Annotated in this window: 14 protein-coding genes and 1 other RNA gene; 2 read left to right on the plus strand and 13 right to left on the minus strand. The window is 46.7% G+C overall.

The genetic code is table 11. From position 1 onward, the window contains the following. Positions 1–4: 4 nt before the first annotated feature. From thiI to NLX82_RS04150, 6 genes are all read right to left on the minus strand, one after another. On the minus strand, positions 5–1,231 hold the full coding sequence (gene thiI / locus NLX82_RS04125) for a tRNA uracil 4-sulfurtransferase ThiI (protein ID WP_068942357.1): 1,227 nt from the start codon (positions 1,229–1,231) through the stop codon (positions 5–7). A 1-nt stretch (position 1,232) separates the two neighbouring features. Continuing rightward, entirely contained in the window at positions 1,233–2,381 is a 1,149-nt protein-coding gene (locus NLX82_RS04130; RefSeq protein WP_254347506.1) for a cysteine desulfurase family protein, read from the minus strand. Positions 2,382–2,538: 157 nt separating this feature from the next. Then, positions 2,539–3,231, minus strand: a complete 693-nt coding sequence (locus NLX82_RS04135) for a lytic transglycosylase domain-containing protein (RefSeq protein WP_254347507.1) — start codon at positions 3,229–3,231, stop codon at positions 2,539–2,541. Between the two features lie 222 nt (positions 3,232–3,453). Next, positions 3,454–3,846: a hypothetical protein gene (locus NLX82_RS04140; RefSeq protein ID WP_254347508.1), complete on the minus strand. Its 393-nt coding sequence runs from the start codon at positions 3,844–3,846 to the stop codon at positions 3,454–3,456. Between the two features lie 44 nt (positions 3,847–3,890). Continuing rightward, on the minus strand, positions 3,891–4,118 hold the full coding sequence (locus tag NLX82_RS04145) for a DUF1540 domain-containing protein (protein WP_013311120.1): 228 nt from the start codon (positions 4,116–4,118) through the stop codon (positions 3,891–3,893). A gap of 182 nt (positions 4,119–4,300) precedes the next feature. Further along, complete coding sequence (locus NLX82_RS04150) at positions 4,301–4,807, minus strand: YpuI family protein (RefSeq protein WP_023989471.1); 507 nt, start codon at positions 4,805–4,807, stop codon at positions 4,301–4,303. A gap of 186 nt (positions 4,808–4,993) precedes the next feature. On the opposite strand from NLX82_RS04150, the gene NLX82_RS04155 reads away from it, so the two are divergent. Then, entirely contained in the window at positions 4,994–6,874 is a 1,881-nt protein-coding gene (locus tag NLX82_RS04155) for a S8 family peptidase (protein ID WP_209942897.1), read from the plus strand. A gap of 57 nt (positions 6,875–6,931) precedes the next feature. On the opposite strand, the gene NLX82_RS04160 is transcribed toward NLX82_RS04155, so the two are convergent. Then, a complete protein-coding gene (locus NLX82_RS04160) occupies positions 6,932–7,162 on the minus strand; it encodes a hypothetical protein (protein WP_071558470.1) in 231 nt (76 codons plus the stop codon). An 88-nt stretch (positions 7,163–7,250) separates the two neighbouring features. Further along, a complete protein-coding gene (gene pdxR, locus NLX82_RS04165) occupies positions 7,251–8,726 on the minus strand; it encodes a MocR-like pyridoxine biosynthesis transcription factor PdxR (RefSeq protein WP_068942363.1) in 1,476 nt (491 codons plus the stop codon). Positions 8,727–8,842: 116 nt separating this feature from the next. On the opposite strand from pdxR, the gene NLX82_RS04170 reads away from it, so the two are divergent. Next, complete coding sequence (locus tag NLX82_RS04170; RefSeq protein WP_023989474.1) at positions 8,843–10,060, plus strand: aminotransferase-like domain-containing protein; 1,218 nt, start codon at positions 8,843–8,845, stop codon at positions 10,058–10,060. A gap of 419 nt (positions 10,061–10,479) precedes the next feature. Here NLX82_RS04170 and rnpB read toward each other — a convergent pair. The 5 genes from rnpB to rpoD all read right to left on the minus strand — a co-directional run bounded on the left by rnpB (position 10,480) and on the right by rpoD (position 14,890). Further along, an RNA gene (gene rnpB / locus NLX82_RS04175) (RNase P RNA component class A) lies at positions 10,480–10,878 on the minus strand. A gap of 102 nt (positions 10,879–10,980) precedes the next feature. Next, complete coding sequence (locus NLX82_RS04180) at positions 10,981–12,096, minus strand: Nif3-like dinuclear metal center hexameric protein (protein ID WP_068942365.1); 1,116 nt, start codon at positions 12,094–12,096, stop codon at positions 10,981–10,983. Further along, the gene (locus tag NLX82_RS04185) at positions 12,072–12,833 is read right to left on the minus strand and encodes a tRNA (adenine(22)-N(1))-methyltransferase (RefSeq protein ID WP_053325780.1); all 762 of its coding nucleotides are present in this window, start codon (positions 12,831–12,833) and stop codon (positions 12,072–12,074) included. Before NLX82_RS04185 ends, NLX82_RS04180 begins: the two co-directional genes overlap by 25 nt. Continuing rightward, complete coding sequence (locus NLX82_RS04190) at positions 12,830–13,669, minus strand: hypothetical protein (protein ID WP_069080385.1); 840 nt, start codon at positions 13,667–13,669, stop codon at positions 12,830–12,832. The genes NLX82_RS04185 and NLX82_RS04190 overlap by 4 nt, the downstream gene beginning before the upstream one ends. A gap of 87 nt (positions 13,670–13,756) precedes the next feature. Next, positions 13,757–14,890 (minus strand): RNA polymerase sigma factor RpoD, encoded by a 1,134-nt coding sequence (gene rpoD, locus NLX82_RS04195; protein WP_007431230.1) that lies wholly within the window; start codon positions 14,888–14,890, stop codon positions 13,757–13,759. Between the last annotated feature and the right edge of the window lie 29 nt (positions 14,891–14,919).

Below are 14,919 nucleotides of genomic sequence, written 5' to 3' on the forward strand. Positions count from 1 at the left end.
TAAATTAAAACCAATCTTCCTGTATAACTTCCTCTTTACGCCCCTCTATAGCTCCACCTGCCTCCAGGACAAGTGTCTCCGTTGCAGCCACAGCCTGTTCAATCAAGGCATTTAAATCCCGAATAGAGGCTTCAATCTTTTGAACAACCCACAAATTCGGATTGGTGGTTGGGGATTTGGGAACAAACAATGTGCAGCAATCCTCATATGGAAGGATGGATAGATCGTAGGTGCCAATTTGCTTTGCGATTTCCGTGATTTCCTGCTTATCCATCATTACGAGAGGTCGCAGCAATGGTAATTCTGTCGAACGGCCAATCACATTCATGCTGGATAACGTTTGACTAGCGACTTGCCCCAGACTGTCGCCCGTCACGAGTGCCAGTGCTCCTTCACGCTCAGCCAGCATCGTTGCAATTCGTAACATAGACCGTCTCATTAGCGTAATAATCAGATTATCCTGTCCAGTACGCGTAAAGGCCGTCTGCACCTCTGTAAACGGCACAAGGTGGATTTTAATCCGACCCGCATAGCCTGCTAAGACCCTTGCCAATTCAATGACCTTTTCTTTCGCACGCTCACTTGTAAACGGATAGCTATAAAAATGCACACATTCAATTTCCAATCCTCTACGCATGGAAGACCACCCTGCTACCGGGCTGTCAATTCCACCAGACAGCAGCAGCATAGCTTTACCGTTCGTTCCTAACGGAAAGCCCCCTACAGCCATAATAACATCGCTGAATATATAGGCCGCCTGCTCTCTAACCTCCACACGTAACTCAATATCTGGTTGATGTACATCGACCCTCAACGCTTGAAACTCTCGCAAAATAGGAGAACCAATTAAATGGTTCATCTCTTGTGAAGAATGAGCAAATTCCTTCCACACTCTGCGGGCATTTACCTTGAATGTCGTTCCCTCGTCCACATTCAGCTCACGCATCAAAGCTACAGCGGTCTCAATTATAGCACCAAGCTCGACAGGAGCCATTTTGACAGGACTTATTGTCGTGATGCCAAACACTTTTTGTAACACTTGAATGATCTGTTCATAAGGCTCTCCTCCGAGAACCACATAAATCCGTCCAAATTCCTTCCGCAAAGAAGCACCAGGAAACGGTTTGAGTAGCAGCTTCACGTGATTCAGTACTGCCTTTTCAAAACGAGTCCGATTCTTCCCTTTTAATGTAAATTCACCGAAGCGAAGTAACAACATATCATAGTGCATTTTAACGTTTCCACCTTTCAAGGGATTCCAGCTTGGCTACAGCCTGTCGCAGTGCAAGTATAAGCTCATCGATATCCTGTTCCGTATGCTCATCACCGAAGCTGATACGAATGCCGCCAGACGCTTCCGCCTCATTGCATCCCATCGCCAGCAGCACCCGACTGGGTTCAGCCAATTTCGAAGAGCAAGCCGATTTGGTGGATACTACCACACCCAATTGCTCCAGCGTATGCAGCATTACCTCGGCCTTCATGCCCGGATACGAAAAGTGGACAATATGCGGCGCTTCTTCCCCGCTGTTCAGCCGCAGTTGACGGATTGTCTTCACTTCTGAGACCACCCGTTCTCTCCACTCGGTCATACGGCGTGCTGTCTCTACTTGCCGTTCGCCCGCCAACCGTACCGCCTTAGACATACCGACTAGCAGCGGTACATTTTCCGTACCTGCACGAAAACCCTGCTCCTGAGAGCCGCCACTATGCAGTGGGAAAAGCTCCACACCTTCCCGAACGAATAGTAATCCAGCACCTTTGGGTCCACGTAGCTTATGCGCAGAGAGGCTGTACAGATCAGCCTGCCAGCCCCGGATATCAACCGGTAGCTTTCCAAACCCCTGTACACCGTCAATATGAAATAGCACACGGGGGAACTGTTTCTTCAACACAGCTCCGATATCATGCAACGGTTGCACCCTTCCCGTCTCATTATTGACATGCATAATACTGACTAAAATCGTATCTTTACGGACAGCGGCACAAACCTGTTCGGTGCTCACATGCCCCTCCGCATCGACAGGTAAAAATGTAACCTCGAAGCCCAGATTTGTCAGTTGTCTGCAAGCTTCGTACACAGACGGGTGCTCTGTCGATACAGTAACAATATGCTTGCCTCTGGTCTGATACTGCAAAGCTGCTCCCTTAATAGCAAGATTGTTGCTTTCCGTTGCTCCGGATGTGAAGACAATCTCTGATGGATACACTCCCAAAGCCGCAGCACATACTTCGCGCGAACGCTTAAGCAACTTATCCGCATCCTCTCCATACCGATGCATCGAAGATGGATTCCCATAGTGGCGTCTCATGACCTCGGCAACTGTTGTAATCACCTCTTCAAAAGGTGGAGTTGTCGCCGCATAATCAAAATATTTCATTACACTCCCCTTTCTCTCCTATAACTGCTACAACAAAAAAAGACCAAAACAGGGAAAGGCCGCTACATTATAGCGACACCCTTTCCCCATATTGATCCTATCTGCGGACCTAATCTAAATGAAATTACGCACTTTTTTTCGTTATAAGCTATAGGGCTTAGATCGTATATTTTTCACGTGCATTTTGAATTTTGGTAATATATCTTTGCGTTTCCAGCGGAAGCTTGTCCAGTACAGCCATTAACTGTTCATCACTATTTACACCAAGCCGCTGCACCCGCCCGGGACCTGCATTATATGCAGCCAGCGCCATATTTTCTTGTCCGTTAAACCGTTTAATCTGGTAAGACAAATAACGAACACCTGCATCAATATTTTGAACAGGATCATATGGGTCACTGACTCCCAGACCTTGAGCCGTAGCATCCATAAGCTGCATAAGCCCTTTGGCTCCGGCCGAAGAAGTGACCGACGGATTAAATGAAGATTCCGTATCAATAACTGCTTTAATCAACGCTACTGGAATGCCGTATTTCTGACTAGCCTCGTTAATCAAATCATCATATGCTGTAGGTGTTGTGGGTCCGTCTGTTGCTGTACTGGAAGGAGCGGGATACAGTGACGAAGCCGTTCCCCTGGAAGGTCCCAATTGAAGCCATAGTAAACCGTTATCGTCTCTGGTAACATCACTTGAATTTTCTCGAGTCACAGCACCATCTGTTTCCAACTGACCTACTTGTTCCAGTAATCCGGAAAAAGCGTCCGTTGTACCCGTCTGGGTTGTAGCACTCATATTATTTAACAGCTGCATGTCTAACATGGACTTGGACACGCGCGGATCAATTTGCATGTGGTGTTCCCAACTTTCTATAGTTGTTATATCCCAAATAGCTTGTCATTACTGCTATGATACAACTTTTTACTATGTACTTCCATACCTTTTAATGAAAAAAAGCTCCGTTTCTGTCGAAAAGACAGCGGAGCTTTATAGATCAGCTTTAATGTAATTATATCACTAAGATGATTTTTCTCGGATATACAAAAGAAAACTGAGCTTTTTCCTCCAGTAGGGTCAACGAACGAACGGGATAAAAGCAAAATAACTCAATGTTGCCAGCGCCCCAAGACCAATCGACCAAATGCCGGTCGTTTTGCTGCCATTCACATAAGCAAAAAAACCTAAAACTGCAGCAATAGGCCCCAGCACAATTGACCACATAAACAATGAGGCAATTCCTGCAGCCAGACCAATATAGCCAGAAATACGACCACTATTGTTTATAATCTGCTCTTCACCTTTGATCTCATGTCGAGTCACAACTGAGCCGGGAGCAACCTCTGCTGCATATTCTTCACGATCATTACGGCGCTTGGCAGATCGTTCATGAATGTGACGGGGGTAATCTACACGTTTGCGGCTAACATGCTCTTCATTCTGATGCTTGTCGTTTTCATGATCTTCCATAATAAACTGCACCTCCAAATGCGAAATGAATCGCGTAATAAAATTCACACGGACTTCGGCTTAAAAGTGTGGCAACAGGTTGCGGCTGACGTGGCAGCCTTATCACGTTCTTCTGAACTGAAGCTTTCCCCCGCATATTCTTCTTTAAATTTCTTTCCGGCATGACCATCAACTTCAATCATGATCAAATCTGCCTTGCACAAGTTATTTTCTCCCCAATAATGGCAATTGGCTACGCTACACTTAACGATTGGCTTGGCCTCTTGGCTCATGATCATCACCTCGGATTCATTGTCCCCCCGCTACCCTGCACCTATGCGTTCATGGTATATGGCAGTTGGTGACATACGAAAAAAGCCGCTTCCTTCACCTCCTCCAAAATGGCAGGAAGCAAGTAGAAAACGGCTTGCTTGTCTTAGTTTTTGATTAGAAATGATCTTCCCCGTTGAATGCTTTAGGCATGAGTACGTCGAGTCTGCATCCGGCGCTGAGTCAAATAGTCACTTTCATAGTAAGTCAGATCATCACGCAATTCTTCAAAATTTTTCGTGATGTCCATGATCACTTCGCGAGCGGCTGGCACTGGCGTTTTACGGAAGCGGATAGCATCTTGTCCCGTATACGCATAGCGTCCATCCTCTGCGTAAGATTCATTTTTGGGATAAAAAAAGCTGTTCACGCAGTCATGGTAAACGTTATACAATGCCTTTTCCGCAAAATCGACGTCAAAATTGGCACGGCGTAAAGCCACACCCAGCTTTTCATAAGATACTTCGGAAAAAACAAGGACATGACGGAGATCCGACAAAAAGCCTTTGTAAAAAAGTACGGACTCCTCATTGCCATCTGTAGCCAGTTGCGGCAGAGCATGCTCATTGAGGAATGTTTCCACCCGTTTCACGGCAGTTTTCAGTCTCTCCTGCGCCGACTCACATAATTTTTGTACGTTGACTGCTGACATCAAGGCAGCTCCCCCTTATTTGTTGCTTGTTCATCAATTTGGTTACCCGAAAATAGTCCCTTCTAACCGAAAGAGCTGTAATTTTCAGTATTTATCCTACCACAAATGAGCATTGAAAGGTATAAAAACATGCCAACCTCCTCACGCTAAACCATAAATTTATAAATACTCAAGGAGGACGGTCCCATGTCTCGGCGAAAATGGTTAAAACCCCTGCTAGGAGCAGCTGCCGGGGTGCTTCTCATCACACTGATGCTGCCTTCCCGTGATCATCGCCCTACACCGCAACCCGAATATACGGCCAAGATGGTGCCACAGCAAGAGAAGCAGCTCAAAAAAGGAATGTTGGCTTTGGACCTGTCCGCTACGGATACCCTCACACGCATGGATGCAAGGCAGGATATTCAATACGTGATGCGGGAGCTTGATGGTAAAACTGCTGATCAGAAAAGACAGTTTACTCGCACGCTACAGCAATCGCACAGTCATCTTCATACGTTACTGTGGATTCACACACGCGACGGGAACACGAGCACCTACACGGGCAGCAAAGCACAAACTCGTCTGCTCAGTCATCCTCAAATCAACAGCAGCTTGGCTGCGGCTCGCCGTTCCGTCATGCAAAATAAATCCTACGAATCTGCTGCATTTCAGGCTGAAGGCGGTAAATATTTTGTCATGGCAGAACCATCGGCTGACGGAACATGCGGCGTTGCTGCCCTGGTCAGTCAGCAAGTATTGCGTGACGTGGAGAAGCATCAGCGGAAGAATTTACGTTTGATTCCCTATCCAAAAGAAGGCAGCTACAAAATCGAATCCGTACATCCCGACACATTGCACGATATTACTGTCAAGACGGGCCATGACAACGAAAATGCAAGCCATTATTTCGAAAACGAAATTGTCGTTCGCTTCCGTCACAATCCTGATTCACGACAGTTGCAGGAAATTGCAGCAGATTTACACTGTGCGCCAGGCCGCAAGCTTGGTTATACCTATGTATTTCATTCGGATAAGATGAACTTCAAGGAACTAAAGCAATATTTTTCAAGAAAGTGGAACCCGCTTTATACTGAGCCTCACTATATGTATCTAACCAATGAGAAAACACCTATCAAAGCGGACAGCTCTATCCCCAATGATTTGCTCTTTTCCCGCTATCAATGGAATCTGCCGGCTACTGAAACCAACCGGGGTTGGAAATTAAGCAAAGGCAGCAAGGACGTAATTGTCGCTGTCGTAGATACGGGAGTAGATTTGGATCACCCCGACCTAAAAGGTCAAATCCTTTCAGGTCATAACGTGGTAAATCCGTCTGAAAAGCCTTATGATGACGTCGGTCACGGAACGCACGTCGCTGGCATCATTTCTGCCCTCGTGAATAATGGTGAGGGGGTCGCTGGCATGACATGGTACAACAAAGTCATGCCGATTAAGGTACTTGACCAATCCGGCTCCGGTACGACTTACTCGGTTGCAGAAGGTATTATATGGGCAGCTGATCATGGGGCCAAGGTCATCAATTTGAGTCTGGGCAATTACGCACAAGCTGAATTTTTGCATGATGCGATCAAATACGCCTATGATAAAGATGTCGTATTAGTTGCAGCTACAGGTAATGACAATACGGAACGACCTGGCTATCCAGCAGCGTATCCTGAAGTATTTGCCGTTTCCGCTACAGATTCTTCTATGCACCGTGCATCCTTTTCTAACTATGGAGATTATGTAGACGTCATGGCTCCAGGTGCAAGTATTGCCAGTACGTACCCAGGGAACCAATATGCTGCACTGTCGGGTACTTCAATGGCCAGTCCCCATGTATCAGCGCTTGCTGCACTGATTCGATCCATTAACCCCGATCTGACCAACAAAGAGGTTATGGATTTAATGAGAAGCAGCGTAATTGACTTGGGCACACCCGGGCATGACAAATATTTCGGATATGGTCAAATTGACGTGTATAAAGCGTTGAAAGCAGCACAACGTCCATATGTTCCTTTGCAATTCTATCCACAGCATTTAAGTGACAAGTTAAAATCAATATTAAAGAAACTGGAAACGTAAGATTCCTTATTGGAAAAAAGCAGCCATGTTGCTCCATGGCTGCTTTTTTGGGCTTTATTAACGCTTGGAACTGCTTCGAACAGGACGCTTGCCATGGCTGCGAGTATGACAGCAAGGTTCTCCAGGGTCCTTTATACTCACCGGAAATACGTGATGAGGTACAGGTACAATGTGCGTCTGATTAACAATTTCAATCGGATGAACCACAGGCACGACTTGTGGGAAAAATTGATGATTTACAAATTGGATCGGCGGGCACACGATCGGGTCGTAAGGGCAATGACTCATAATGTGCAACTCCTTTCGGTGAATTAGTACAGCATATTATGAAGGCGGGTGCTGTGCTTGGATGTTTACCCCCTAATACAAATATCCCTTATAAAATAGGCTTCCGTTCAACAATGACCGAATGATCAAGCAGTTCGCCCAACAAACGGCACAGTTTGTGAAGACCTGTTTTAAGTGTTTCCTTGTCCGCATACGAAAAAGAAATACGGATATGATTACTGTCCATACCACCTGCATAGCATACTGCACCAGGTAAAAAGGAAACTCCTTCTCGGTCAGCCAGCCGCTCCAATTCTGGAATATCAACATTAGGTGGAAGCTTAATCCACACATTTAAGCCGCCTTCGGGAGCATACCAGCTGACCTCTGGCGGAGCATAGCGCTGGAGCGTATGCAACGCGACTGTCAACCGATCCCGCATTTGTTCCCGCAACCAAACAAGATGCTGATCAAGTCGATTCCTGATAAAGGGCAGTAGCGCTTTTTGCGTTAATAGAGGGCTCCCCAAATCCGTAGTAGACTTGGCAGCCACCAAACGATCCATTACACTGCCAGTGGCCGCTACACAAGCTATACGGCAGCCGGGAGCAACGGTTTTGCTAAAGCTTTTGATATATATCACATGTCCGGACTGATCATGCGCCTTGATAGAGAGTGGCGGCTTTGTTTTATAGTATAGGTCGGAAAATGGATCATCCTCAACAATGAGGCAATGATAACTTTGAGCTAGATCCAGTAATTGTGTGCGTCTGGCCATCGTTAAAGTTACTCCGGTAGGATTATGAAAGGTGGGTATCGTGTAGATCAGTTTTGGGGGATGAGTGTCACAGAGACGCGTGAGGATATCGATCCTCATGCCCTGCTCATCCATCGGAATCATAATTACTTTGGCACCACGACTGGTAAACACATCAATGGCCCCCGTATATGTAGGAGCCTCCATGTAGACAACATCACCAGAACCAACAAAGGTCCGTGCCACCAAGTCAATGCCCTGTTGGGCACCACTGGTCACGAGCAGCTGTTCTGCCACTGTGCATATACCGCGTTCGTTCAGGTGATCTGCAAACACTTCCCTCAGCGCTAAATCACCTTCAAAAGTCCCGTATGCTGCCATTGCATCGGGATTTCCAGAGGATAGACGTTGAGTATCAGCGATGATTTCGCGTGTAGGAAGAAGCTCCGGTTGAATTGCTGCTATATGAAAAGAATAAGGAAACTGTCTGCTATGGTTAAAGTTTCTCCATAACTGTGCGCGCGGCAAATAATCGATCAGCGACATTTGCCATGACAAATCCTGCGCTCCCTCACGTTGAACAGCTACCGAAGGCTCCGCTACATAGCAACCTTTTCCCTGTGTACAGGTAACCAAATGAATAGACTCCAGCTCAGCATACGCCTTGCTTACAGTTACGGGACTTACCGCAAGCAGACTGGACAGATGACGGACAGAGGGAAGCTTTGTGCCCTGAGGCAGCAATCCAGACTGGATGCGATCTGCTAATGTTTTGGCAATCTGTAAATATAATTTGACACTGCTATTGCGGCTGAGATCAATATGCATCGGAACCGTCCCCTCCAAAAATCAACTGTTACATTTAGACGTTTACTGTTATACTTCATTATCGATATAATACAACAAATTTCATAGTACAGTATAGAACACAGGAGATGATTGGATTGGAACACAAATTTTCGGGTATGGCTCGTACTCAGGGCTCGTCCATGGTAAGGGACATTTTAAAGCTGACACAGGGAACAGATGTGTTATCTCTGGCAGGCGGCCTTCCGGCCGATGCCTTTTTCCCCATCGAAGCTGTTGCTAAAGCCTATGAGCGGGTATTTCGTCTCGGCGGTACTACCGCTCTTCAATACGGCCTAACCGAGGGCTACATTCCTCTACGGGAACGTCTTGCAGCAATCATGTCATCCCAAGGCATCTCCGTCACCAGAGATAATATCATCATGACGACGGGCTCACAGCAGACCATTGATCTGGTTTCGCGTGTGTTGCTCGATCCGCAGGATACTGTATTGGTGGAGTCCCCTACTTATTTGGCAGCTCTTCAGGTATTTAATTCCTATGGTGCCAACATTGTAAGTGTAGATACAGACTCTAACGGTATGCGATTAGAAGATCTTGAAGCCAAGATCAAAAAACATCAGCCTAAATTCGTGTATGTCATCCCCACCTTCTCCAACCCGGCAGGAAGTGTTTGGAGTATGGAACGCAGAACGGGCGTTGTTGAACTATGCCGTAAATACGGCACTTTGATTTTTGAAGATGATCCTTACGGACGTCTTAAATTTGACGAAAACCTTAACTTTCCATCCCTTTTCTCAATTGATCAACAGCTAGGTGGAGACGGTCATGTGATGTACACTTCTACATTCTCTAAAACCGTTGCTCCTGGTGTTCGCTCTGGTTGGCTGGTAGCTAATCAAGCAATTGTCGTTAAGGTCGCCAATGCCAAACAATCTGCCGATCTGCACTCCAGCAGTATTGATCAACGTGCTTTGAATGAGTTATTGGACTTTTTTGATTTGGACGGACATATTCGTACCGTGTCCGCCGAGTACTACACTCGTATGCTACGTCTCACATCGCTGATGAAAGAACGTCAATGGGAAGGAATCACCTGGAATGATGCACTTGGCGGTATGTTTATGTGGGTTACCCTACCCGAGGGCTTCCGTTCTGATCGGTTGCTGCAACTCGCAATTCAGGAAGGAGTCGCATTTGTCCCCGGACAAGTCTTCTATGCTGACCTAAGTGGCAGCAACCACATGCGAATCAACTTCACGCATACGGATCCTTCCCTGCTTCCTAAAGCGGTTGACCGATTGGATCGAGCACTGAAGATGTACACAGAGGAAAGTGTGGTAAAAAGCGTGTGATGATGGAGTTGGCAGGATATGTACGTAAGGCCGCTTCACGAATCATTTGATTTTACGATCGCTGTTACCCCCTGATTCGTTTGGAATTTGAATAGTATAGTGGAATCTGGGACAAAGGTGCAGGCCTCGCTTCTACAGATTCAAATGCGTTGCTACGCTAACTACGTGCCTCATCCTCGAACGGTTTTACGGTAGAGGAAGTAAAAATTAAAATGAAAGCCCCCAGTAATTATGCTGGGGGCTTCATTCTAAGAAGGCACTATTTCTGCGTAAATACGGTATGTTAAAAAGGGTCTGCCATGATTCCCGTTGGAATATGACACACCCTTTTTAATTCAATAAATACATTTGGATTAAAAGCTTTCATGCAAACAGGTCATTTACAAAAGTTAAATTTATGCATTTTAAGGTGTTGCAGTGGGGAAAGTTTTCCGTAAGCCGGGTTCTGTGCTATTCGTGGTACAGACGGGAACTACCCTCCCACTACAAGCGACAATCATCTATCTAGGCCGAACATTGCTATCCAGCTCCAGCGACCAACCTAGACACGCCTCGGGCTAAGGCTGCTTCGCGAAGAAGCTGTGTCCCATTAGGTCTTGCTCCAGATGGGGTTTACCAGGAACGAAGTCACCAGCGTTCCTCGGGGTCTCTTACACCTCGGTTCCATCCTTGCCTGTGCCGCAAGCGGCCATCGGCGGTCCATTTCTGTGGCACTATCCTTCAACTCGCGCTGACTGGACGTTATCCAGCATCCTGCCCTATGGAGCCCGGACTTTCCTCTCGCGGCTCACGCCGCCAGCGATTGTCTGTCAAACTTTCCGAACAACATTACATAGTATACAGGGAACGCGCGTATGATACAACCCTGAAAATATTGTAAAAAGTAGAAAGCTCCCTTTATTTTCTCATAGGCGTTGATTTTACAAAAATTGAAAAGGCTCGGTTTCTACCTGAGATACATGTACTTCCGTTGAATAACGACCTTCTGCCAAGCGTTTGCGCATCCATTCTACGGTTTTAGGCTTCATAATCTTTTCAGCGTTATGTCCAGGGTCAATAATAGCAATCCCCGCCATAAGGGCATCCTGAGCCGTGTGATAGTCAATATCCCCCGTGACTAATACGTCAGCTCCCTTAAAGAGCGACTTGTTCACATAACGGCTACCAGAGCCCCCAAGCACGGCTGCCTTTTTGATCGTACGATCTAAGTCGCCCACCACACGTACATGCTCGACGTTGAGACCGTTTTTTACAACATCGACAAACTCCCGTAACGTGCAGGTTTCCTTGAGCTTGCCGACCCGCCCCAAACCAAAGCTACGGCCTTGCAAATCCATATGGTACAGGTCATAAGCCACCTCTTCATAAGGATGAGCCTTCAGCATCGCTTGAACAACTTTACTTCGTACACCCTGCGGTACAATGGTCTCGATACGAACCTCTTCACTACGTTCCATTTTACCCGGCTCACCCAAAAACGGCTGTGTGCCTTCACCCGGCACAAAAGTTCCGTAGCCGTCAATGTTAAAGCTGCAATGGCTGTAGTTGCCGATATGTCCAGCTCCCGCCCCTAATACGGCATCAAGTACCCGTTGATGATGTGTTTTGGGTACGAAAACAACAAGCTTGAATAATTGCTCGGTGTGAACATCCTCCAGCGTACCTTCACTTTGAATACCCAGAGCTTCCGCCATCCAGTCATTCATGCCGTCCTCAGCCGTATCCAGATTCGTATGACTGATGTAGACAGCAATATCATTCTTGATCAGCTTTTCATACAATCTGCCCGCAGGCTGATCCGTGTTCAATGCTTTAAGTGGGCGGAATATAATCGCATGATGTGCAATAATGAGATCAGCTTTTATGCGGATTGCCTCTTCGACAACCTCATCATTAACATCCAGGGCTACTAATATGTTTTTGATTTCCTTTTGCAGACTACCCAGCTGAAGCCCGATTCTATCGTCCGGAACTGCCAAGTATTTCGGAGCCAGCTGCTCCATGTAGCTAATCACTGTCTGTCCTTTGGCAAACATGCAAGTACCTCCTCTAGCTGTTCAATTTGCTTGCGCAATTGCTCCCGCTTATGCTGTGCGGATTCCTGATCTGATCGTGCCACTTGTGCCAGCACATCCTCAAGCTTGCGAATCTCCAATTTCCATTTATAAAAAAAGATTTCATTCGGTGCTTTGACCAATAGCGGTCCAAGTTGCATTAACAAATCCTGTGTCAGTACCAGCGAACTATCGGGAAGTTTCCATGGTTGATACAGCTCATCCTGTTTCAGTGGGCTTATCGAATCAGGTACGGCCGTCAGAATTTCATATATTTTTCCGTCTTCTTCCATAATATGTTCACTTGTTAGTACCCATTGATGTTCGATGAGCCAACGGCGTAAGATATCCTCGCCTACGTTAGGCTGTAGAACAAGCTGTTTCACTGAAACAAGCTTGTCTTTCCCTTGCTCTAAAATGGAAGCGATCAAGGCACCACCCATGCCGGCTATCGTAATAACATCAACCTCATTGGCCTTAATTACAGCCAAGCCATCTCCCTTTCTAACCGCAATGCGATCAGTAAGACCTGCTTCGGCCACCTGCTTTTGAGCCGCACGTAACGGACCATCGTTAACCTCACCCGCCACGGCTTGCGGTACTCTGCCACTACGCACTGCAGCCACAGGGAGTAGTCCATGATCCGAGCCAATATCCGCAAGTCTGCTCCCGGCAGGAATTTGTTCCATAATATATTGTAATCGTTGAGAAAGTTTCATGACGTCACCCACGTAATCCATTTTTTTCGAGTCCAAAATAAAATTCCTACAACAAATGCCAACTTCAGTATGCTGTAAAATACCACATCACCCGCCGCTTGATGGCGCAGGATAATCATGTCTGCTTCAGCCATGAATGCTAGTGTCATGCCTATAGCGAAATAAATCAAAGCGAGACGCGGAAAGCGGCGATGTACCCACCAGCTTAGCCAGATCAACAATACTGCGTGCAAAATCCAAAATGCCTCAAGCATCACTAAAGTTGCTGTAGGCCAGTAGCGGCCTATAAGGACCGCGTACACTAAAAGCAGCCCAGCAAGACCACAGTAATGAAGTAAGCTGATCCGCAAAGTTAATCCCACAAGACACCATACTACACCGCATAGGCCTACGAGCAAAAGAAACCAAACCCTAGCTTCACCTTGATGGAGCTGAATGATCCACACACCCGAACCCAACATAATCGCACTGCCTAAAGTGCTCAACATCGCACTCATACTCTTTTCGGAAGACCGCCAAAATGCGGCCACTCCATAGCAAATCGCAGTAACTGCACTTGCCGAGAATATTTGCATTGCCAACGGAAAAGCGGTAAAATAAAAACCGATCAAACAAATGCAGGAAATAATGACAAAACCAAGAAGCCAGGCGATCCCATGCCCGTGTCTAAGATATGTAAGCAGCCCGGTGTTGTTACGGTTCTGGCTCTGCGACGGATCTTCGTCCTCCCGATACAGGTTAGACAAAAAATCGCAATATTGCTCAGGGAGCAGCCGACTTCGCCGCCAATGCTCAATTTCATGTAACAGTATTGCCCGTTTTTTCTCCTGGTCCAAGCTTCTTCCCCTCCACCAAGGCTGCCATGAGATAAAAAAAGACCTCCTGCGCGCTTCAAGCCGCAGAAGGTCCGCAATGTTACGCTTCTATTCGAGGAAATCCTTCAGTCGCTTACTGCGGCTTGGATGGCGCAACTTACGCAGCGCTTTGGCCTCAATCTGACGAATACGTTCACGTGTAACACCGAACACTTTACCCACTTCTTCAAGGGTTCTGGTTCTTCCGTCGTCCAAACCAAAGCGGAGACGCAAAACATTCTCTTCCCGTTCGGTTAACGTATCCAGTACATCCTCGAGCTGTTCCTTCAGAAGTTCATAGGCAGCCGCATCTGCAGGCGCCAATGCTTCTTGATCCTCAATGAAATCCCCCAGATGTGAGTCATCCTCTTCACCAATTGGTGTTTCCAATGAAACAGGTTCTTGGGCAATTTTCATAATTTCCCGTACTTTTTCCACGCTCAGCTCCATCTCGGCAGCCACTTCCTCCGGCGTAGGTTCGCGCCCCAACTCTTGCAACAGTTGACGCGATACGCGAATCAGCTTGTTGATCGTTTCCACCATATGCACCGGAATACGGATTGTTCTCGCCTGATCGGCTATTGCGCGCGTAATGGCCTGACGAATCCACCAGGTTGCATACGTACTGAATTTAAAGCCTTTTTCGTAATCAAATTTTTCTACTGCCTTAATCAAACCCATATTACCTTCCTGAATCAGATCCAGGAAAAGCATTCCGCGACCAACATAACGTTTGGCAATACTTACAACCAGACGCAAGTTCGCTTCTGCCAACCGACGCTTAGCTTCTTCATCGCCGTTATTGATCCGTTTGGCAAGCTCCACCTCATCATCAGCAGAAAGCAACGGTACACGACCGATTTCCTTCAAGTACATCCGGACCGGGTCATTAATTTTAATACCGGGAGGCAGGCTCAGATCGTCATCGAAATTAAAATCATCCCCATCATTGTTTTCCGGGTCGTCATTTTGACGCAATCTGGTAACTTCTTCGTCGTTGTCATTCACAACTTCAATCCCCAAGTCACCCAGTTGCTCATAAAACTCATCCATTTGCTCGGGGTCCTGATCAAACGGCGACAGTTTTTCCATGATATCTTTGTAGTTCAGAGAAGAACTTTTTTTACCCAACTCAATCAGTTGATCTTTGACCTGATCCAGTGTTAGTTCCGTCTCCAGTTCAGTATGCTGATCATTCGCCATCTTTCGACTCCCTCCTCCCTAGAAACATC

Source organism: Paenibacillus sp. A3M_27_13, assembly GCF_024213315.1.
In the GTDB taxonomy this organism is placed as follows: Bacteria; Bacillota; Bacilli; order Paenibacillales; family Paenibacillaceae; genus Paenibacillus; species Paenibacillus polymyxa_B.